The 20,968-nt window shown below is 68.0% G+C and carries 13 protein-coding genes; 8 read left to right on the forward strand and 5 right to left on the reverse strand.

What is annotated here, in order from left to right; all coding sequences use genetic code 11:
• Positions 1-17: 17 nt before the first annotated feature.
• The 4 genes from prfB to H9658_RS20390 all read left to right on the forward strand — a co-directional run bounded on the left by prfB (position 18) and on the right by H9658_RS20390 (position 6,226).
• Positions 18-1,143 (forward strand): peptide chain release factor 2 gene (gene prfB, locus H9658_RS20375; RefSeq protein ID WP_179564407.1). Its coding sequence is split into 2 segments (ribosomal slippage): positions 18-92 and positions 94-1,143, totalling 1,125 coding nucleotides; the frame shifts between segments, so codons are not numbered across the junction.
• Between the two features lie 98 nt (positions 1,144-1,241).
• On the forward strand, positions 1,242-2,759 hold the full coding sequence (gene lysS, locus H9658_RS20380; RefSeq protein ID WP_179564409.1) for a lysine--tRNA ligase: 1,518 nt from the start codon (positions 1,242-1,244) through the stop codon (positions 2,757-2,759).
• 168 nt (positions 2,760-2,927) lie between these two features.
• On the forward strand, positions 2,928-4,070 hold the full coding sequence (locus tag H9658_RS20385; protein WP_179564411.1) for a response regulator: 1,143 nt from the start codon (positions 2,928-2,930) through the stop codon (positions 4,068-4,070).
• Entirely contained in the window at positions 4,067-6,226 is a 2,160-nt protein-coding gene (locus tag H9658_RS20390) for an ATP-binding protein (protein WP_179564413.1), read from the forward strand. Before H9658_RS20385 ends, H9658_RS20390 begins: the two co-directional genes overlap by 4 nt.
• Before the next feature lie 50 nt (positions 6,227-6,276).
• Here H9658_RS20390 and H9658_RS20395 read toward each other — a convergent pair whose 3' ends face one another.
• Entirely contained in the window at positions 6,277-7,152 is an 876-nt protein-coding gene (locus tag H9658_RS20395; RefSeq protein ID WP_191826739.1) for a crotonase/enoyl-CoA hydratase family protein, read from the reverse strand.
• A 243-nt stretch (positions 7,153-7,395) separates the two neighbouring features.
• On the reverse strand, positions 7,396-9,081 hold the full coding sequence (locus H9658_RS20400) for a long-chain fatty acid--CoA ligase (protein ID WP_191826740.1): 1,686 nt from the start codon (positions 9,079-9,081) through the stop codon (positions 7,396-7,398).
• A gap of 109 nt (positions 9,082-9,190) precedes the next feature.
• On the opposite strand from H9658_RS20400, the gene H9658_RS20405 reads away from it, so the two are divergent.
• On the forward strand, positions 9,191-9,625 hold the full coding sequence (locus tag H9658_RS20405) for a Cif family virulence factor (protein ID WP_191826741.1): 435 nt from the start codon (positions 9,191-9,193) through the stop codon (positions 9,623-9,625).
• A 192-nt stretch (positions 9,626-9,817) separates the two neighbouring features.
• Here the strand turns inward: H9658_RS20405 and acnA are convergent, their stop codons facing one another.
• On the reverse strand, positions 9,818-12,586 hold the full coding sequence (gene acnA, locus H9658_RS20410; RefSeq protein WP_191826742.1) for an aconitate hydratase AcnA: 2,769 nt from the start codon (positions 12,584-12,586) through the stop codon (positions 9,818-9,820).
• Positions 12,587-12,734: 148 nt separating this feature from the next.
• Between acnA and H9658_RS20415 the strand changes: the two genes are divergently transcribed.
• Genes H9658_RS20415 through acnB form a run of 3 tightly spaced genes read left to right on the forward strand, consistent with a single transcriptional unit; the run spans position 12,735 to position 16,039 of the window.
• Positions 12,735-12,992: an AbrB/MazE/SpoVT family DNA-binding domain-containing protein gene (locus tag H9658_RS20415; protein WP_185820191.1), complete on the forward strand. Its 258-nt coding sequence runs from the start codon at positions 12,735-12,737 to the stop codon at positions 12,990-12,992.
• Positions 12,989-13,396 carry a type II toxin-antitoxin system VapC family toxin gene (locus H9658_RS20420; protein ID WP_185812961.1) on the forward strand — a complete coding sequence of 136 codons (408 nt, stop codon included), beginning with the start codon at positions 12,989-12,991 and terminating at the stop codon, positions 13,394-13,396. Before H9658_RS20415 ends, H9658_RS20420 begins: the two co-directional genes overlap by 4 nt.
• Positions 13,397-13,447: 51 nt before the next feature.
• Positions 13,448-16,039, forward strand: coding sequence for a bifunctional aconitate hydratase 2/2-methylisocitrate dehydratase (acnB, locus tag H9658_RS20425; protein WP_179564434.1), 2,592 nt, complete (start codon positions 13,448-13,450; stop codon positions 16,037-16,039).
• 268 nt (positions 16,040-16,307) lie between these two features.
• Here acnB and H9658_RS20435 read toward each other — a convergent pair whose 3' ends face one another.
• Positions 16,308-18,260, reverse strand: coding sequence for a ligand-binding sensor domain-containing protein (locus H9658_RS20435; protein WP_191826744.1), 1,953 nt, complete (start codon positions 18,258-18,260; stop codon positions 16,308-16,310).
• Positions 18,261-18,319: 59 nt separating this feature from the next.
• Positions 18,320-20,968, reverse strand: coding sequence for a sensor domain-containing protein (locus H9658_RS20440; RefSeq protein WP_191826745.1), 2,649 nt, complete (start codon positions 20,966-20,968; stop codon positions 18,320-18,322).

The following is a 20,968-nucleotide window of genomic DNA, read 5'->3' on the forward strand; positions in this document are numbered from 1 at the left end:
TTTGCCGGAATGCCGCCATGATCGAACTCAATCCCATCCGCCACCGCATCGCCGATCTGTCCGATCGGGTGCTGTCGCTCCGGGGGTTTCTTTGACTACGACGTCAAGAAAGAACGCCTAGAGGAAGTCACCCGGGAGCTTGAGAGCCCCGATGTCTGGAACGACCCCGAACGCGCCCAGGGCCTGGGCCGCGAACGCGCCAACCTGGAGAAGACCGTCGGCGGCATCGCCAGCGTGCTCGACGGGCTGAACGAGGCGCTGGAGTTCCTGGAACTGGCCGAGAGCGAGGACGACGAGGACACCGCGCTGGCGGTGGTCGCCGATGTCGACCGCTTCCAGGCGCACGTGGAGAAGCTGGAGTTCCAGCGCATGTTCTCCGGGCAGATGGACGCCAGCAACGCCTTCGTCGACATCCAGGCCGGCGCCGGCGGCACCGAGGCCCAGGACTGGGCCGAAATCCTGCTGCGCATGTACCTGCGCTGGTGCGAGTCGCGCGGCTGGAAGACCGAGCTGATGGAAGTTTCCGGCGGCGAAGTGGCCGGGATCAAGTCGGCCACGCTGCGCGTGGAAGGCGATTTCGCCTACGGCTGGCTGAAGACCGAGACCGGCGTGCACCGGCTGGTGCGCAAGTCGCCGTTCGACTCGGACAACCGCCGCCATACCAGCTTCACCTCGGTGTTCGTGTCGCCGGAAGTGGACGACAACATCGACATCGACATCAATCCGGCCGACCTGCGGACCGACGTCTACCGCTCCTCCGGCGCCGGCGGCCAGCACGTCAACAAGACCGAGTCGGCGGTGCGCATCACCCACATCCCGACCAACATCGTCGTGGCCTGCCAGACCGGGCGCAGCCAGCACCAGAACCGCGACAACGCGATGAAGATGCTCGCCGCCAAGCTGTACGAACTGGAGATCCAGAAGCGCAACGCCGAGCGCGACGCGGTCGAGGCGACCAAGTCGGACATCGGCTGGGGCAGCCAGATCCGCAACTACGTGCTCGACCAGAGCCGGATCAAGGACCTGCGCACCGGCATCGAACGCACCGACACGCAGAAGGTGCTCGACGGCGACCTGGACGAATTCGTCGAGGCCAGCCTCAAGTCCGGCCTGGAAGTCGGCGCCAAACGCAGCGACGCCTGAACCGTCGGCCCCCGCCCGCCGTGGCGGGGGGCCGGCCACGCGGGGCAGCCCCCCGCATCTGCTGCATCCTCTCCCTTCTTCTCCGCGTACCCATTCCCATGACCGAGCAGACCCCCGCGCCGTCCCTTCCCGTCGACGAGAACGGCCTCATCGCCGAACGCCGCGCCAAGCTGGGAGCGCTGCGCGCGCAGGGCGTGGCCTATCCGAACGATTTCCGCCGCCACGATTTCGCCGGCGACCTGCAGGCCGAATTCGCCGATGCCGAGCGCTGGAGCGCCGAGGCGCTGGAGGCCGAAGGCCGCAGCCTGCGCCTGGCCGGGCGCCTGCTGGCCAAGCGGGTGATGGGCAAGGCCAGCTTCGTGCAGCTGCAGGACGAATCCGGGCGCATTCAGCTGTTCCTGCAGGCCAACGCGCTGGGCCCGGCCTACGACGCGTTCAAGGGCTGGGACATCGGCGACATCATCGGCGTGGAAGGCGGGCTGACCCGCACCAAGACCGGCGAACTGTCGGTCAAGGCCACCGCGCTGCGGCTGCTGACCAAGGCGCTGCGCCCGCTGCCGGACAAGTGGCATGGCCTGTCCGACGTGGAGCAGCGCTACCGCCAGCGCTACGTGGACCTGATCGTGTCGCCGGAGGCGCGCGAGGTGTTCGTCAAGCGCTCCAAGATCATCCGCGCGATGCGCGCCTGGCTGGACGCGCGCCGCTTCCTGGAAGTGGAGACGCCGATGATGCATTACATCCCCGGCGGCGCCACCGCCAAGCCGTTCACCACCCACCACAACGCACTGGACCTGGACCTGTACCTGCGGGTGGCGCCGGAGCTGTACCTGAAGCGGCTGGTGGTCGGCGGCCTGGAACGGGTCTACGAGATCAACCGCAATTTCCGCAACGAAGGCGTCAGCACCCGGCATAATCCCGAATTCACCATGATGGAGCTGTACGAGGCCTACGCCACGTACCACGAGGTGATGGACCTGACCGAGAGCGTGATCCGCGACGTGGCCCAGGAGGTGCTCGGCACCACCCAGGTGCACTGGGACGGCGCCGACATCGACCTGGCCCCGGCGTTCCGCCGCTGGCGCATGGACGAGGCGGTCCGCCACCACAACCCCGAGATCAGCGCCGCCGACTGCACCGACCGTGAGGCGCTGCTGCGCCACTGCGAGCGGCTGAAGATCCGCACCAAGCCGTCCTACGGCTGGGGCAAGCTGCTGCTGGAGATCTTCGAGGCCACCGTCGAGCACACCCTGATCCAGCCGACCTTCATCACCGACCACCCGGTCGAGGTGTCGCCGCTGGCCCGTTCCAGCGACACCGAACCCGGCTATACCGACCGCTTCGAGCTGTTCATCAACGGCAAGGAGATCGCCAACGGCTTTTCCGAACTCAACGATCCGGAAGACCAGGCCGCCCGGTTCCAGGCCCAGGTGGCGGCGAAGGAGGGCGGCGACGACGAGGCCATGCACTTCGACGCCGACTACATCCGTGCGCTGGAGGTCGGCCTGCCGCCCACCGGCGGCCTGGGCATCGGCATCGACCGGCTGGTAATGTTGCTGACCGGCAGCAATTCGATCCGTGACGTGCTGCTGTTCCCGTACATGCGTCCGGAGGCTTAATCTAGCCGAAGGCGGCGGTGGCCTTGGCGTGGGGTTCTCGTATCGGGCGTCGGCAAGCAAGCGGTTGGCAAGCAAGCGAAGTGAGGCGGTTGGGTCGGCATAGCCGGCGCCGGAGCGTTTCCCGTTATTGTCTCAGCAGCCCGAAGCCCGTGGGCAAGAGGATCGCAGATGCAAGATGCCAGCATGAGCCTGTCCGGAGTATCCTCCAGCAGCGACCGCCCGGACTGGGCGGAGGGGGCGGACAATCGCTTGAACATCGTCATCGTCGACGATCAGACGTCCGCGCGCACCATGCTGCGCCACGTGATCGAGGACATCGCCCCGGAACTCACCGTCCGCGACTTCGGCGACTCGCAGGCCGCCCTGGCCTGGTGCGAGGCCGGCAAGGTCGACCTGTTGCTGCTCGACTACCGCATGCCCGGCATGGACGGGCTGGAATTCGCGCGGCGGCTGCGGCGCCTGCCCAAGCACCGCGACATTCCGATCATCCTGATCACCGTGGTCGGCGACGAGCCGATCCGCCAGGCCGCGCTGGAAGCCGGGGTCATCGACTTCCTGGTCAAGCCGATCCGCCCGCGCGAGCTGCGCGCGCGCTGCCACAACCTGCTGCAGCTGCGGCTGCAGAGCGAGAACATCAAGCAGCGCGCGATGTCGCTGGAGCAGCGCCTGCTGGCGAGCATGCGCGAGGTCGAGGAACGCGAGCGCGAGACCCTGTCGCGGCTGGCGCGGGCGATCGAGTACCGCGACGCCGGGACCAGCGCCTACCTGGAGCGGATGGCGCACGTGGCCGGCCTGATCGCCGAGCAGCTGGGCCTGTCCGAGGACGAGGTGCGGGTCATCGAGATGGCCGCGAGCCTGCACGACATGGGCAAGATCGCCATTCCCGATGCGGTGCTGCTCAAGCCCGGCAAGCTCAACGAGGAAGAGATGGCGGTGATGCGCATGCACCCGCGCATCGGCTACGAACTGCTCAGCGGCAGCCAGAACCGCTTCATCCAGGTCGGCGCGCTGATCGCGCTGCGCCACCATGAGCGTTACGATGGCAGCGGATACCCCGACGGACTGGTCGGCGAAGCGATCCCGCTGGAGGCGCGGATCGTGGCGGTCGCCGACGTCTTCGACGCGCTGATCTCGCCGCGTCCCTACAAGGAAGCCTGGACCATGGATGCGACCCTCGCCTATCTCTACGCGCAACGCGGCCGTCTGTTCGACCCGCGCTGCGTGGACGCGCTGTTCCGCGGGCGCGAGCAGTTGCATCTGATCTGCGAGAAGTTCTCAAGCGCCTCGGTCCGGCCGGGGGTCGCGCTGTGAAACCGCGGCTGGAATGGATCAGGGCCCGCTTGCGACAACGCACGGACACCGAACACGGGCAGACGCTGATCCGGGTCGGCATCTTCCTGTGCGTCATCGTCTGCATGACGATCGCCGAAAAGCTGGGTCAGCTCGCACCCGATGTATACCTGACATCGGTGCTGATGAGCGGCGTCGGCGTGCTTGTCGGTCTGGCGCTGTTCGCCGCGATTCTGGTGCGGCCGGGCACGTCGAACGTTCGGCGCGTCATCGGCATGGTGACCGACTATGGCCTGATGACGGTGGCGATGATCCTGCAGGGAGAACCGCTGGCCTGGCTGTACGTCATCATCATGTGGGTCACCGTCGGCAATGGCCTTCGCTACGGAAACCGCTATCTGATCGGCGCCGTGGTGTCCGCCTGCATCAGTTTCGGTTGCGTGGTCCTGCTCAATGGCTACTGGCGCGAGAACATCACGCTGAGCGCCGGGCTGTGGGCCGGTCTGATCGCCATTCCCATGTATCTGTCGGGGCTGCTGCGGCAGTTGACCCAGGCGACCGCGGAGGCGCGGCGCGCCAGCGAAGCCAAGAGCCGATTCCTTGCCAACATGAGCCATGAGTTCCGGACGCCGTTGAACGGGTTGTCCGGCATGACCGAAGTCCTGGCCACCACCAAGCTGGACGCGGAACAGCGCGAGTGCGTGGGCACCATCCAGGCCTCCGCGCGCAGTCTGCTGTCCCTGGTGGAAGAGGTGCTGGATATTTCCGCCATCGAGGCGGGCAAGATCCGCACCGAGAAACACGATTTCTCGCTGCGCGAGACGCTGGCGCAGATCGGCTTGATCCTGCAGCCGCAGGCGCGCGCAAAGGCGCTCGGCTATCACCTGGAGGTCGCGGCCGATGTGCCGGACAATGTGCGTGGCGACGCGGGGCACCTGCGGCAGATCCTGTTGAACCTGGCCGGCAACGCGATCAAGTTCACCAACATGGGGCGGGTGGACATCCGTGTCCGGATACAGCGCAACGATGCCGGCGAACCGTTCCGGTTGAGTTTCGACATCGTCGACACCGGGATCGGCGTGCCGCCCGCGATGCGCCCGCGCCTGTTCGAGGCCTTCGAGCAGGCGGACGTGGGCCTGTCCCGGCGCTACGAAGGCACCGGCCTGGGAACCACGATCGCCAAGGGCCTGGTCGAAGCGATGGGCGGCAGCATCGGCTACCAGGAGAGTCCTCCGCGCGGGAGCCGTTTCTGGTTCGAGCTGCCGTTCGAGGCGGCCGCCGCCGCGCCGCTGTCCAGCACCGCTCGGGATGGCGCAAGCGAAGAAGAGCCGTCGCCGAGCGGCAACATCATCGCGTTCACGGATCCGTTCTTGCGCCACCGTGCGCGGGTGCGCAGCATGCGCATCCTGGTCGCCGACGATCATGCGGCCAACCGCATGGTGCTGCAGCGCCTGCTGCAGAAGGCCGGCCATCGCGCGATCTGTCTCGATGGCGCGGAAGCGGTGCTCGATGCGCTTGCCGAAACCGATTTCGATGCGGTCATCGTCGATCTGCACATGCCCGGGATGAGTGGCCTGGACATGCTCAAGCACCTGCGGATCATGCAGGCCGGCCGCTCGCGCACGCCGGTCGTGGTGCTCAGCGCGGACGTCACGCCGGAGTCGATTCACCGCTGCGAACAGGCCGGCGCACATACGTTCCTGGCCAAGCCGGTGGTGGCCTCGCGGCTGCTGGACACGCTGACGGATATCGCCACGGACGGCAGGTTGCGCCCGGCCGAACCGCAATCGCGGCTTTCCAAGGAGGGTGTGTTGGATTCGTCCGTGCTCGACGAACTGGCCGGTCTGGGCATGGGCGACGGATTCGAGCGGGAATTCATTTCCCAGTGCCTCAACGATGCCGATGGCTGCCTGGGCGGAATGCAGGTGGCGGGCGAGTCCGAGAATTGGGAGCGGTTGCGCGAACATGCGCACGCGGTAAAGGGCGTGGCGAGCAACCTGGGGCTGGTGAAGATGGCCAACCTTGGCGGCGAACTGATGCGGATGGCGGATTGGCAGATGCGCAGCGAGTGGCGGCAATGCCTGGCGACGCTCAATGCCAGCCTGACCGAGGGCAGGGAGGTGCTGGACCTGCGGGCGCTGCGAAGCAGTCAGCAGGACGGCAACGAGCTGCGCTGAGGGGAAAGCCCGGCATACGGCCGGGCCCGGCCCCTTCCGGTCCGAGTCTTCTAGGCGAGCGCGGCGACGTTGTGCGCGCGCCGCGTCTGCGCCCGCACCAATCGGTCCATCATGCGTAGCGACTTGTCGTCGAGCGCAAGCGCCGTGTCTACCCAGACTTCGGTGATGTCCATGAGTTCCCGCAATGGCACGTGTTGCGAGATGCGGCGTGCCGCGTTCATCGCGAGATAGGACAGCTTGCTGCGCTGCTGGATGCGGATCAATTCTTCGACCGCCGCCTTTCCCTCGCCCTTGGGGACCAGGATGTCGACCACGCCGAGTGCGTGCATCTGCTCGCTGCTGTAGACCGTTCCTTCCAGAATGATCTTCTCCGCCAGTTGCGGCGATACGCGCTGGCACAGGAAGGAATAGGCGCCCATGCCTGGGAACAGGCCGAACATCACCTCCGGCAAGCCCATGCCGACGCCTTCCTCCGCCACGATGGTGTGGCATGCCAACGCCATCTCCAGGCCTCCGCCCAGGGCGTCGCCCTGCAGCAACGCGATGGTCCGTACGTCGCCGCCGAGGCCGGTATGCAGGGTATGCACGCCTTCCACGCAGCGCTTGGCGTAGGCGAGCAAGCTATCCCTGTCGCGCAGGCGAATGAGCTGGGTAAACAGCTCCAGGTCTCCGCCGAGGTTGAACACGTTCGCATCCGAAGCCAATACGAAGTGCCGCAGTTGCCCGCGCTGCAGCGCATTGCCGCCGCTCAGGGTGATCGCATCGGTAAAGCTCCACATGTCGTCGAGCAGATCGTCCCTGAAGCACGGTCGCGAGCCGATGGCCGCGTCGTTGTGCATGAACATCCAATGCGCGTTGCCATCCACGCTCGACTCGACGCGGATGGTGGGGAAGCTGGGGTTGAAGAAGCGTTTGTCAACGTTCATGGGATTTCCTCGGTGTTTTGGTTGGCGGCGAAACGGCGTGCGCAGGGGCCGGGAAGCGGCGCGCGAGCCGATGCTACACCTACGTAAACTGAGGACTGATGGCGACGCAGACGGAGAAATTCGCGTCTGCTGGCGCGCGTGGCTGGCTGCAGCCACGCGGCTTGGCGGCAGGGGCCGCGAAGGGGAGGGCATGGCCTTCCCTTGCCCGGGCGGCGTGGACCCGCAGTCCACGCCAGCGGCGACCTAGGCCGCCGGCGGACTGTCGCGCAATTCCCGGCGCAGGATCTTGCCGACATTGGTCTTGGGCAGTTCCTTGCGGAACTCGACGATGCGCGGATGCTTGTAGCCGGTCAGGTTGGCGCGGGCGTGGGCCTTGACGTCCTCGGCGGTGAGGTTGGGGTCCTTCTTGACGATGACCACCTTGACCACTTCGCCGGACTTCTCGTCCGGCACCCCGACCGCGGCCACTTCCAGCACGCCGGGCATCATCGCGATCACGTCCTCGACCTCGTTCGGGTACACGTTGAAGCCGGAGACCAGGATCATGTCCTTCTTGCGGTCGACGATGTAGAAGAAGCCCTGCGGATCCATCCGCGCCATGTCGCCGGTGTGCAGCCAGCCGTCGGCATCGATGGCGCCGGCGGTTTCCTCGGGACGGCGCCAGTAGCCCTTCATCACCTGCGGACCCTTGATGCACAGCTCGCCGACCTCGCCGGGCGCCATGGTCTGGCCCTGGTCGTCCTTGACGCAGGCGTCGGTGGACGGGATGGGCAGGCCGATGGCGCCGTTGTATTCCTTCAGCGTCAGCGGGTTGATGCAGGCGGCGGGCGAGGTCTCGGTCAGGCCGTAGGCCTCGACCAGAGTCACCCCGGTCACCTGCTTCCAGCGCTCGGCCACGGCGCGCTGCACCGCCATGCCGCCGCCCAGGGTGAACTTCAGCGTCGAGAAATCCACCTTGTCGAAGCCGGGCGTGTTGAGCAGGCCGTTGAACAGCGTGTTGACCCCGGTGAAGGCGGTGAAGCGGGTCTTCTGCAGCTCCTTGACGAAGCCGGGCATGTCGCGCGGATTGCTGATCAGGTGGTTGAGGCCGCCGAGCTTCATGAACACCAGGCCGTTCGCGGTCAGTGCGAAGATGTGGTACAGCGGCAGCGCGGTGATGATGACTTCCTTGCCTTCCTCCAGCTTGCCGGTCGCCGCGATCCAGGCGCCGGCCTGCAGCATGTTGGCGACCAGGTTGCGGTGGGTCAGCATCGCGCCCTTGGCCACCCCGGTGGTGCCGCCGGTGTACTGCAGGAAGGCGATGTCGTCCGGCTCGATGTCCAACTGCGGCAGCGTGTGCAGGCGGCCCAGGGTCAGCGTGTCGCGGAAGCGCACCGCGTTGGGGATGTCGTAGTCGGGCACCAGCTTCTTGACGTACTTGAGCACGAAGTTGACCAGCGCGCCCTTCGGGAAGCCGAGCATGTCGCCCAGGCCGGTGGTGATGACCTGCTTGAGCGGGGTGTCGGCCAGCACTTCCTGCACGGTCTTGCCGAAGTTGTCGATCACCACGATCGCGCTGGCGCCGGAGTCGATCAGCTGGTGGCGCAGTTCGCGCGGCGTGTACAGCGGATTGACGTTGACCACGGTCATGCCGGCCAGCAGCACGCCGAAGGTGGCGATCGGGTACTGCAGGCAGTTGGGCATCATCAGCGCGACGCGGTCGCCCTTCTTGAGCTGCAACTCGCCCAGCAGGTAGGCGGCGAAGTGCCGGGCCAGTTCGCCGGCCTCGCGGTAGGTCAGGGTCTTGCCGAAGTTGCAGTAGGCCGGACGGTCGCCGAACTTGGCGACGGAGGTTTCGAAGACGGCGGCGACGGACCGGTACTCGTTGACATCGATCTCGGCGGGAATGCTGGCCGGATAACTCTGCAACCACGGACGTTCCTGACTCATGTACTCCCCCCTCGTGTGGAATGCTGCCGCACGCCGACGCAACGCTGCGGCGTGGCGAGTGGCAGGATACCGTTCCGCATGGAAAAGGCGAAGCCGAGGAGGAATCCGGATGCGACAGGCATGGGCGTGGGGATGGGGATGCGCGTTGCTGCTGGCCTTGCCCGGCTGCCAGCGCGATTCGGCGGAACAGCGGCTGCGCAAGGACATCGCCGCCATGCAGGAGGCGGTGGAGGAACATCGCCTGCGCGATGCGATGGCCGCGGTGGCCGACGATTTCGCGGGCGAGGCGGGGATGGATCGTGCTGCGCTGCACAACCTGTTGCGCGCGCAATTCCTGGCCAACGCGCGGATCGGGGTGAACACCGGACCGCTGTCGATCGCGCTGCAGGGCGACGACGCCACGGTACGGTTCGACGCGGTGGTCAGCGGCGGCGATGCGCGCGTGTTGCCGGAGCGGATGCAGCGCTACGAGGTGGTCACCGGCTGGCGCGAGCAGGACGGGCGCTGGCGGCTGCGGCATGCGCAATGGAATGCAGCGCCGTAGCGAGCCGTGCGTAGCGCCAAACGGCAATCGCCCCGTTCTGGAAACGGGGCGCCTTCAATACGGTCTGTCTGGCGGGCAAAGACCCGTTATTTCGAAACGCGGTGCCGATGAAAAGGCGGTGCGCGTGCGTGGCGGTGCGTCCCCGCGCGAGCGTGCGCGGCGCCCGTGCAGGCGCCGCGCCGCCATGGCCGCTCAGGCGGCCTTGCGCGCCGCCAGCTGGCGCAGCACGTACTGCAGCAGGCCGCCGTGCTTGAAGTACTCCACTTCCTTCGGCGTCAGCAGCAGCACCTTGACCTGGAACTGCTTGACGCTGCCGTCGGCCTTCTTCGCATCGACGGTGGCGCGCTTGCTGGCGCCGTCCTGCAGCCCGGTGATGTCGAACACCTCCGAACCGTCCAGGCCCAGCGACTGCGCGTTCTCGTTGTCCAGGAACTGCAGCGGCAGCACGCCCATGCCGACCAGGTTGGAGCGGTGGATGCGCTCGAAGCTCTCGGCGATCACCGCCTTGACCCCGAGCAGGTTGGTGCCCTTGGCCGCCCAGTCGCGCGAGGAGCCGGTGCCGTACTCCTTGCCGGCCACGACCACCAGCGGCACGCCGTCGGCCTTGTACTTCATCGCCGCGTCGTAGATCGCCAGCTTCTGCGGCTGCGCGCCGTCGGGCCCGCGGTACAGCGTGTTGCCGCCTTCTTCGCCGCCGAACATCAGGTTCTTGATGCGGATGTTGGCGAAGGTGCCGCGCACCATCACGTCGTCGTTGCCGCGGCGGCTGCCGTAGCTGTTGAAGTCGGCCGGCTGCACGCCGCGTTCCTGCAGGAAGCGGCCCGCCGGCGAGTCCTTCTTGATGTTGCCGGCCGGGGAGATGTGGTCGGTGGTGATCGAGTCGCCGAACAGGCCGAGCACGCGCGCGCCGTGCACATCGTCGATGTTGCCGACCTGCATGGTCATGCCGTCGAAGTAGGGCGGGTTCTTGATGTAGGTGGAGGCCGCGTCCCAGGCGTACAGCTCGCCGTCGGGCGAGGCGATCGCGGCCCAGCGGCTGTCGCCCTTGAACACGTCGGCATAGTTCTGCTTGAACATCTCCGGGCCGACCGTGGCGGCGATGGTGTCGCCGATTTCCTTGTTGCTCGGCCAGATGTCGCGCAGGTATACCGGCTGGCCGTCGCTGCCGGTGCCCAGCGGGTCGCGGCTCAGGTCGATGTCGGTGGTGCCGGCGATGGCGTAGGCGACCACCAGCGGCGGCGAGGCCAGGTAGTTCATCTTCACTTCCGGATGCACGCGGCCTTCGAAGTTGCGGTTGCCCGACAGCACCGAAGCCACCACCAGGTCGTCCCTGGCGATCGCCGCCGACACGTCGTCCGGCAGCGGGCCGGAGTTGCCGATGCAGGTGGTGCAGCCGTAGCCGACCACGTAGAACCCCAGTCGTTCCAGGTCGTCCATGACCCCGGCCTTCTTCAGGTAGTCGGTGACCACCAGCGAACCCGGCCCGAGCGAGGTCTTGACCCAGGGCTGCGCCTTCAGGCCCTTGGCCACGGCATTGCGCGCCAGCAGCCCGGCGCCGAGCATCACCGCCGGATTGGAGGTGTTGGTGCACGAGGTGATCGCGGCGATCACCACCGAACCGTCGCGCAACTGCCAGCCGGCGCCGCTGTCTTCGCCGGTCTCGGCCTGCGCGGCCTTGGCGCCGACCGCGGTGCCGCCGCCGCCTTCGTTCTTGAGCCGGTCTTCCTGCTTGAGGTCGCTGTGGCGCTTGTGGCGCGCTTCGGCGAAGGGCACCAGGTTGTCGCGGAAATTGCGCTGCATGTCTTCCAGCAGCACCCGGTCCTGCGGCCGCTTGGGGCCGGCCAGCGATGGCTTGACCTGGCCCATGTCCAGTTCCAGCGTGGCGCTGTAGTCGGCATGCGCGGTGTCGGCGTCGTGCCACAGGCCCTGCGCCTTGGCGTAGGCCTCGACCAGCGCGATCTGCTCCTCGCTGCGCCCGGACAGGCGCAGGTAGGTCAGCGATTCGGCGTCGACCGGGAAGATGCCGCAGGTGGCGCCGTACTCCGGCGCCATGTTGCCGATGGTGGCGCGGTCGGCCAGCGGCAGGTGCTGCAGGCCCTCGCCGAAGAACTCGACGAACTTGCCGACCACGCCGTGCTTGCGCAGCATCTGCGTCACCGTCAGCACCAGGTCGGTGGCGGTGGCGCCTTCGGGCAGCCTGCCGGTCAGCTTGAAGCCGACCACCTGCGGAATCAGCATCGACGAGGGCTGGCCGAGCATCGCCGCTTCCGCCTCGATGCCGCCCACGCCCCAGCCGAGCACGCCGATGCCGTTGATCATGGTGGTGTGGCTGTCGGTGCCGAATACGGTGTCCGGATAGGCGATCGCCTCGCCGTCGCGCTCGCCGGTCATCACCACCCGCGCCAGGTGCTCGAGGTTGACCTGGTGCACGATGCCGGTGTTCGGCGGCACCACCTTGAAGTTGTCGAACGCCTTCTGGCCCCAGCGCAGGAAGCCATAGCGTTCCTTGTTGCGCTGGAATTCGATCTTGCCGTTGAGATCGAGCGCGTCGGCCTTGCCGAACACGTCCACCTGCACCGAATGGTCGATCACCAGTTCCGAGGGGATCAGCGGATTGATCTGCTCCGGGCGCCCGCCGAGCTTGACCACCGCATCGCGCATCGCGGCCAGGTCGACCACGCACGGCACGCCGGTGAAGTCCTGCAGCACCACCCGCGCCGGCATGAACGCGATTTCGGTGTCGGGTTCGGCCTTGGGATCCCACTTCGCCACCGCCTCGATGTGGTCCTTGCCCACGGTGACGCCGCCGTCTTCGTGGCGCAGCAGGTTTTCCAGCAGGATCTTCAGCGAGTAGGGCAGGCGGCCAATGTCGAAGCGCTCGGCGAGCTTGGGCAGGCTGTAGTAAGCGTAGCGTTTGCCGTTGACCTCGAGCGAGGCACGGGTGGAAAAGGAATCGCTCATCACGGAACTCCTATGGCATCGCGGCTGTAGGGAATGCGGTCATTCTGACCGATTCAGTGTGTACGGATGGTGTGACCGGGACTGTATGCGGACTTGAGTATGATGTTTCAAGTATGTAAAATTTGTGCATACCTTGAGGAGTCCGCCCATGGAAGCCACCGTCGCCGAGCGCGGTCAGATCACCTTGCCCAAGGCCGTGCGCGATGCGCTGGGACTGAGCAAGGGCACCATCCTGAAGGTGGAGCTGGACGGCGGCCGCATCATCCTGCGCAAGAGCGTGGACGATGCGATCTCGCGCGCCCGCGGCCGCTTCAAGCTGGACGGCTTCGCCAGCACCGACGAGGCGATGCGCGCGATCCGCGGCCGCGCGCCGGGCGATCCGTTCGGACCCGACCCCAAGGCATGATCGCGATCGACTCGTCCGTGCTGGTGGACCTGCTGGCCGACGGCCCGCAGGCCGATGCTGCCGAAGCCTGCCTGCGCCAGTGCTTGAGTACCGGCCCGGTGGTGGTGTGCGACATCGTCCTGGCCGAGGTGTGCGGCGCGCTGCGCGACGGCGCCGAGGCGCTGTCGGTGCTGGAGGACATGAGCATCCGTTTCAATGCGCTCGAGGCCAAGTCGGCGTTGCGTGCCGGCGAGATGCAGCGCCGTTTCCGCGCCCGCGGCGGCCAGCGCGAGCGGGTGGTGGCCGATTTCCTGATCGGCGCCCACGCGCTGCTGCAATGCGATGGACTGATCACCCGCGACGACGGCTTTTTCCGCGATTACTTCAAGGGCCTGAAGATCATCGTGCCCAAGCCGTCCGCCTGACGCCGCTATTCGTTTACCGCTCACCCCTACCGAAATTTCCGGAGAACCCGCATGTTGGAAGCCTACCGCCACCACGTCGCAGAGCGCGCCGCGCTCGGTATCCCGCCGCTGCCGCTGAGCGCGCAGCAGACTGCCGAGGTGGTCGAGCTGCTGAAGCAGCCGCCCGCCGGCGAAGAACAGTTCCTGGTCGAGCTGCTGAGCCAGCGCGTGCCGGCCGGCGTCGACGACGCGGCCAAGGTCAAGGCGTCGTACCTGGCCGCGGTCGCCTTCGGCAGCGAGCAGTGCACGCTGATCTCGCCCAAGCGCGCCACCGAACTGCTGGGCACCATGCTCGGCGGCTACAACATCCACCCGCTGATCGAGTTGCTGGACCACGCCGAGCTCGGCGCGGTGGCCGCCGAAGGCCTCAAGCACACGCTGCTGATCTTCGACGCGTTCCACGACGTGCAGGAAAAGGCCGAAGCCGGCAATGCGCACGCCAAGGCGGTGCTGCAGAGCTGGGCCGACGCGGAGTGGTTCACCAGCAAGCCGGAAGTGCCGCAGAGCCTGACCGTCAGCGTGTTCAAGGTGCCGGGCGAGACCAATACCGACGACCTGTCGCCGGCGCCGGACGCGACCACGCGCCCGGACATCCCGATGCACGCGCTGGCGATGCTGAAGAACAAGCGCGACGGCGCCGCGTTCGTGCCGGAAGAAGACGGCAAGCGCGGCCCGATCCAGGCGATCGCCGACCTCAAGGCCAAGGGCCACCTGGTCGCCTACGTCGGCGACGTGGTCGGGACCGGGTCCTCGCGCAAGTCGGCGACCAACTCGGTGCTGTGGTGGACCGGCGAGGACATTCCGTTCATTCCGAACAAGCGCTTCGGCGGCGTGTGCCTGGGTTCGAAGATCGCGCCGATCTTCTACAACACCATGGAAGACGCCGGCGCGCTGCCGATCGAGCTGGACGTGTCGCAGATGGAGCACGGCGACGTGGTCGAGCTGCGTCCGTACGACGGCAAGGCGCTGAAGAACGGGCAGGTGATCGCCGAGTTCGCGATGAAGTCGGACGTGCTGTTCGACGAAGTGCGCGCCGGCGGCCGCATCCCGCTGATCGTCGGCCGCGGCCTGACCGCCAAGGCGCGCGAGTTCCTCGGCCTGCCGCCGTCGGACCTGTTCCGCCTGCCGATGGTGCCGCCGGATACCGGCAAGGGCTTCTCGCTGGCGCAGAAGATGGTCGGCCGCGCCTGCGGTCTGGCGGAAGGCCAGGGCATGCGCCCGGGCACCTATTGCGAGCCGAAGATGACCTCGGTGGGCTCGCAGGACACCACCGGGCCGATGACCCGCGACGAGCTGAAGGACCTGGCCTGCCTGGGCTTTTCCGCCGACCTGGTGATGCAGTCGTTCTGCCACACCGCCGCGTATCCGAAGCCGGTGGACGTCAAGACCCACCACACCCTGCCGGAGTTCATCTCCACCCGCGGCGGCGTGTCGCTGCGCCCGGGCGACGGCGTGATCCACAGCTGGCTCAACCGCATGCTGCTGCCCGACACCGTCGGCACCGGCGGCGACTCGCACACCCGCTTCCCGATCGGCATCTCGTTCCCGGCCGGCTCCGGCCTGGTCGCGTTCGCCGCCGCCACCGGCGTCATGCCGCTGGACATGCCGGAGAGCGTGCTGGTGCGCTTCAAGGGCGAGATGCAGCCGGGCGTGACCCTGCGCGACCTGGTCAACGCGATCCCGCTGTACGCGATCAAGGACGGCCTGCTGACCGTGGCCAAGCAGGGCAAGAAGAACATCTTCTCCGGCCGCATCCTGGAGATCGAAGGCTTGCCGAACCTGAAGGTGGAGCAGGCGTTCGAACTGTCCGACGCCTCGGCCGAACGTTCCGCCGCCGGCTGCACGGTGCGCCTGGACAAGGCGCCGATCATCGAATACCTGACCAGCAACATCACCCTGCTGCGCTGGATGATCGCCGAGGGCTACGCCGATGCGCGCACGCTGGGCCGCCGCATCAAGAAGATGGAAGAGTGGCTGGCCGATCCGCAGCTGCTCGAGCCCGATGCCGATGCCGAGTACGCCGCGGTGATCGAGATCGATCTGGCCGACATCCACGAGCCGATCGTGGCGTGCCCGAACGATCCGGACGACGTCAAGACGCTGTCCGAAGTCGCCGGCGCGGCGATCGACGAGGTGTTCATCGGCTCGTGCATGACCAACATCGGCCACTTCCGCGCCGCGGCCAAGCTGCTGGAAGGCAAGCGCGACATCCCGACCCGGCTGTGGGTCGCGCCGCCGACCAAGATGGACGCCTCCGAGCTGACCAAGGAAGGCCACTACGGCACCTTCGGCGCGGCCGGCGCGCGCATGGAAATGCCGGGCTGCTCGCTGTGCATGGGCAACCAGGCGCAGGCGCGCGAGGGCGCCACGGTGTTCTCCACCTCCACCCGCAACTTCCCCAACCGCCTGGGCCGCAACACCAATGTGTACCTGGGGTCGGCGGAACTGGCGGCGATCTGCTCGCGCCTGGGCCGCATCCCGACCAAGGACGAGTACATGGCCGACGTGGGCGTGATCAAGACCAGTGGCGAGCAGATCTATCGCTACATGAACTTCGATCAGATCCAGGAATATCAGGACGTGGCCGATACCGTCGCGGCCTGATCCAGGCGGTCGAACAGTGCAACGAAAAAGCCCGGCGATGCCGGGCTTTTTCTTTGGCGCTCGTGTGATCGCACTGCGCCGCAAGCGTTGTGCACGCCATGGCCGACCCAGCGTCGGCGTCGTGCGTCTTCGGCTTCAGCCGGCATCCGTGCGAAAGCGACGCGCAAGATCCGGTTCTCTTGCGCGATGGCGTTGCCGCGCGAGCGATGCGCCATCGGCACCGCCCATGTCGCGCTCCGATTCCACCCCTGCGCTGCTGGCAGCGTGCTCACCAGGGATCGCGTGCCTTGCGAAAGGGTTTTTGCGTTTTTACGGTCGCGCCGGCCTGCAAGGCATCCGCTTGGCCTGCTGCTGACCACAGCTTGCCGGCGGCGTCGCGCAGGCACGCCGGCTGGCCGCCGCCGTTGGTTTCGGCCGGTTCCAGGCCGTCGCTTTCGGAAAAGCCGATCGCGCTCAACTCCTCGCTGCCGGCGGCGGCCTTGGCCAGTTCCTCCGGCAGCAGCAGGGAAATGCCGCGGTTGCCGCTGAGCCACAGCCCGCCGCGCGCGTCGGCGACCATGCACGAGACCACGTCGTCGAACAGGCCGCTGCCGCGATCGAAGCGCTGGACGCGGCCGTTGCCGATGCGGTTGAGGCCGCCGCCATAGGTGCCGATCCACAGCGTGCCGTCGGGCTGTTCGTACAGCGAGCGCACGAAGCGGCTGGACAGGCCGTTGCCGGTGTTCCAGCGTTCCACCACCCGTTGCCGTCGCCAGCGCACCACGCCTTCGCCGCCGGCCAGCCACAGGCCGCCTTGCTGCGCCGGCTGGATCAGGGTGACGCTGCCGGGCAAGCCGGGGAGGCGCTGCGGCGCGCCGGTCTCGCCGCCGGCGCCGACCGGGACCGCGTAGACGCCGTGGCCGCTGGCGACCAGCAGCCTGTGCTTGGCGGTGCGGTACAGGGCGCGGATCGGCAACTGGTCCGGCCATTGCGCGACCAGCCGCAGCGCCTGGCTGCGGTAGGCGTCGTTGTCGCGATCGGCGCGGTCGTCCTGCGCGTCGGGCTGCAGATAGCCGACGCGGCCATCGACGGTGCCGATCCACAGGCCGCCGGCCTCGTCGCGGTGCAGCGACCACACGCACTCGTTGCCGAGCGCGGATTGCAACGACCAGCGGCGCAGGCGTCCGCTGGGCGCGTCCCAGTGCCGCAGTCCGCCGCATACGGTGCCCAGCCACAGCCCGCCGCTGCCGTCGCCGATCACCGGCAGGCCGGGCAGGTCCATGCCCTGCTGCGCGTCGTTGAGCAGGCCGATGCGCGAGCGCGCGATGCGCAGCAGGCCACGCGCGTTGCTGCCCAGCCACAGGTTGCCGTCGCGGTCGCTGAGCAGGCTGTGCGACGCCGGCAGCGCCGGCGTCGTCAACGGACGCAGCCCAGCGCCATCGTCGTCGTCGCGGAACAACTGTCCATCGACATCGACCGCCCACAGCCGGTGCTGCGCATCGCGCGCCAGCGCCTGCGCGCCGCGCACCGGCGCCGCTGCCGGCAGCCATTGCCGGCGCAGCGTGTCGTAGCGGTGCAGGGCCGCGCCGGCACCCACCCACAGCACGCTGCCTTCGCTGTGCAGCGAACTGACCCGGGTTTCCCCGGCCGGTAACGGCACCGCTTCGCGGCGTCCCTGGCGCAGCCGCCACAGGCCTTGCCCACCCAGATAGAGCTGTCCGTCGCCGCCGAGCGCGGCGGCCATGTCCAGCGCCTGCGGCTGCTGTTCGAGGGTGCGCAGGGTGCCCGGGTCGATCCGGTAGGCGCCGGCACTGCTGAAGACCCACACGCTGCCGTCGGCCGCGGCGACGAAGCGGCGGATCAGGCAGCGGCCGCCGCACAGGTCCAGGCGCAGGAAGCGGCCGTCGCGGTAGACGCTGACGCCGGCGTCCTCGCTGCCGATCCACAACTGGCCGCGCTCGTCCTCCAGCAGTTGCAGGATGCGGTCGCTGGACGGGCCGCTGCCGGCCAGGCTGCGGTAGACGCTGAACCCGCTGCCGTCGAAGCGTGCCAGCCCGCCGAAGGTGCCCAGCCACAGGAAACCGTCGCGGTCCTGCACGATCGCGTTCACCGAATTCTGCGGCAGGCCGTCGTGGGTGGAGAAGCGGCGCACGACGTCGGGATAGGCAGGGCGCAGCGTCTGCGCGGCGAGCGCAGCACTGGCGGACCACAGCAGCAGCGACAACAGGAAGCGGATCGGCATTGCCTGACGGGGGGTAAAAAAACGTGCTGCGGATCAAGCAATAACTGTGCCGCGACCGGCTACGGAGGCGCCGCGCCGGACGTTGCGGGCGGCGCGGCCGCTGCCGCCTCGGCCCGATGCGCGCCGATCCAGTGTTCCAGCTGCGTCGCCGGCAACGCGGGCGCGAACAGGAAGCCCTGCAGCACGTCGCAACCGAGCCACGCCAGGAAGGCCCGCTGCGCCTCGGTTTCCACGCCCTCGGCGACGGTATGCAGGCGCAGGCTCTCGCCGATGCGCAGCACCGAGGTGGTCAGCGCGCGTGCGGTCTCGCTGTGTTCCAGGTCGCGGACGAAGCTCATGTCCAGCTTGAGTTCGTTGACCGGCAACTGGTGCAGATGGCTGAGGCTGGAATAGCCGGTGCCGAAGTCGTCCAGCGACAGGCGTACGCCGCTGGCCTGCAACTGACGCAGATTGGCCAGCACCGCCGGTGCGTTGGACAGCATGACGCTCTCGGTCATTTCAAGCGCCAGGTCGCTGGGCGCCAGCGCATGCGCGCTCAGCATCTGCGCCACCCGCGCCGGCAACTGCGCGTCGGCGAAGTTGCTGGCCGACAGGTTGACCGCCACGCGCGGCACCGGCACGCCGCGCAGGCGCCAATCGGCCATCTGCCGGCAGGCCTGGCGCAGCACCCAATGCCCGAGTTCGTCGATCAGTCCGCATTCCTCGGCCATCGGCACGAAGCGCGCCGGCGAGATGTCGCCCAGATGCGGGTGCTGCCAGCGCAGCAGCGCCTCCACCCCGTACAGCGCGTAGGGCGGCTGGCTGTGCAGCTGCGGCTGGTAGTGCAACTGCAGCTGGTCGCGGCGCAACGCTTCGCGCAACGCGGTCTCCAGCGCCACGCGTTCCTGCGCCATGCGGTTCATGTCGGCGCTGAAGAAGCGGAAACTGCCGCCACCTTCGTTCTTGGCCCGGTACATGGCCAGGTCGGCGTGGCGCAGCAGGGTCTCGATGTCGCGGCCGTCGTCGGGGAACATCGCCACGCCGATGCTGGCGCCCGGGTGCAGGGTTACGTGCCCGACCACCAGCGGCTCGGCCAGCGCCAGCAACAGGCGCTCGGCCACCCCGGCGGCCTGCTCGGCGCCGCACTGCGGCAGCATCAGCACGAACTCGTCGCCGGCCTGGCGGCCGATCAGGTCGGTCGCGTTCAAGGTCTCGCCCAGGCGCCGCGCGATGTCGCGCAGCATGCCGTCGCCGGCGGCGTGGCCCTGGGTCTCGTTGACGCGCTTGAAGCGGTCGATGTCGACGAACAGGATCGCCACCGGAAACGCGTGGTATTCGGCGGCGGCCAGCGCCTGCTCGGCGCGGGCGCTGAACATCACCCGGTTGGGCAGGCCGGTCAGCGAGTCGTAGAACGCCAACTGGTGCACGCGCGCCTTGGTCTGCTCGCGCTCCAGCGCCAGCGCGCACAGATGCAGGCACAGCTCGATCAGCCGCAGGTGCCAGGCCTGCGGTTCGCAGACGTCGCGGTAATACAGCGCGAAACTGCCGAGCACGCGCCCGCCGCTGGACTTGATCGGGCTGGCCACGCAGCTGCCCAGGCCGAGCTGCTGCACCAGCGGCCGGTACTCGGCGAACAGCGGATCGGTGGCGGCGTCGCGCACCAGCACCTGCTTGCCGCGCCAGATCGCCGCGCCGCAGGCACCGGCGGTGGGACCCACGCGCATGCATTCGACCGCCTCGTTGAAGGCGGTCGGCAGGCTCGGCGAGGCCAGCGGGTGCAGCCGCCCGTCGCCATCGACGCTGATGATCGAGGCCACCACCTGCGGGGCGATGCGTTCGACCTCGCTGCAGATCAGCGTGGCCACGTCGACCAGCGGCTGTTCGCGGACCAGCGCGTCGAGCACGTTCTTGTGCAGGATCTCGTGCATCTTGCTCTGGGTGATGTCGGTGAACGAGACCACGTAGTGCTGGATGCCGCCGTCCGCGTCGGCGATCGGATTGGCCATCAGCGTGGTCCACAGCGGCGAGCCGTCCTTGCGGTAGACCAGCAGATCGGTCTGGTGGCCCAGTCCGCCGACCACGCGTTCGCGGGTCAGCCGTACCGCCTGCATGTCGGTGCCGATGCCGGGCAGCACGCTGCTGGGCAGCAGTCCGCGCACTTCCTCGGCGGCATAGCCGAACATGTGCACGAAGCCGGCGTTGACGTACAGGATCGCCAGCTGCGGGTCGCAGACCACAATGGCGTTGTCGCTGCGGTCCAGGGCCAGCGACAGCAGCCGCATCTTGGCGTCGCGCTCGCGTTCGGCGCTGATGTCGCGCACGAACACCACGGACAGCGGCGCCGGTTGCTGCGGCACCGTGGCCGCGCTGACCGACACCCAGCGCTGCACGCCGTCGTTGCCGGGCAACTGCAGTTCGTAGCCGTCGCCGGGCGTGTCGGCGCGCTGCCGCATGCACCTGGCCAGGAACGGCGCGCGCGCCTCGTCCGGTACCAGCTCACCGAGCGAACGCCCCAGCACCTGCGCCTGCGACAGGCCCCACAGCGCCTCGGCGGTCTGATTGAAGGCGAGGATGCGCGCGTCCGCGTCGATCACCACCACGCCGTCGGGCGCCTGCTGCAGGCAGCTCAGCAGGGCCTGCTCGGAATCCTGCAACCTGGCCAGGCAGGAAGCCGAGGTCGCAGCGGGTTCGCTGGGCGCGTTCGGGGTGCGGACGCGCTGGCGCGGCAT

The organism is Xanthomonas bonasiae (assembly GCF_014836395.1).
Classification (GTDB): Bacteria; Pseudomonadota; Gammaproteobacteria; order Xanthomonadales; family Xanthomonadaceae; genus Xanthomonas_A; species Xanthomonas_A bonasiae.

What these genes read in the sequence shown, in the direction of transcription:
- H9658_RS20395 (WP_191826739.1), bottom strand. Translation starts at nt 7,152, where the DNA reads ATGAACGTTGACAAACGCTTCTTCAACCCCAGCTTCCCCACCATCCGC.
- H9658_RS20440 (WP_191826745.1), bottom strand. Translation starts at nt 20,968, where the DNA reads ATGCCGCGCCAGCGCGTCCGCACCCCGAACGCGCCCAGCGAACCCGCT.
- lysS (WP_179564409.1), top strand. Translation starts at nt 1,242, where the DNA reads ATGACCGAGCAGACCCCCGCGCCGTCCCTTCCCGTCGACGAGAACGGC.
- H9658_RS20400 (WP_191826740.1), bottom strand. Translation starts at nt 9,081, where the DNA reads ATGAGTCAGGAACGTCCGTGGTTGCAGAGTTATCCGGCCAGCATTCCC.
- acnB (WP_179564434.1), top strand. Translation starts at nt 13,448, where the DNA reads ATGTTGGAAGCCTACCGCCACCACGTCGCAGAGCGCGCCGCGCTCGGT.
- acnA (WP_191826742.1), bottom strand. Translation starts at nt 12,586, where the DNA reads ATGAGCGATTCCTTTTCCACCCGTGCCTCGCTCGAGGTCAACGGCAAA.
- H9658_RS20415 (WP_185820191.1), top strand. Translation starts at nt 12,735, where the DNA reads ATGGAAGCCACCGTCGCCGAGCGCGGTCAGATCACCTTGCCCAAGGCC.
- H9658_RS20405 (WP_191826741.1), top strand. Translation starts at nt 9,191, where the DNA reads ATGCGACAGGCATGGGCGTGGGGATGGGGATGCGCGTTGCTGCTGGCC.
- H9658_RS20420 (WP_185812961.1), top strand. Translation starts at nt 12,989, where the DNA reads ATGATCGCGATCGACTCGTCCGTGCTGGTGGACCTGCTGGCCGACGGC.
- H9658_RS20435 (WP_191826744.1), bottom strand. Translation starts at nt 18,260, where the DNA reads ATGCCGATCCGCTTCCTGTTGTCGCTGCTGCTGTGGTCCGCCAGTGCT.
- H9658_RS20385 (WP_179564411.1), top strand. Translation starts at nt 2,928, where the DNA reads ATGCAAGATGCCAGCATGAGCCTGTCCGGAGTATCCTCCAGCAGCGAC.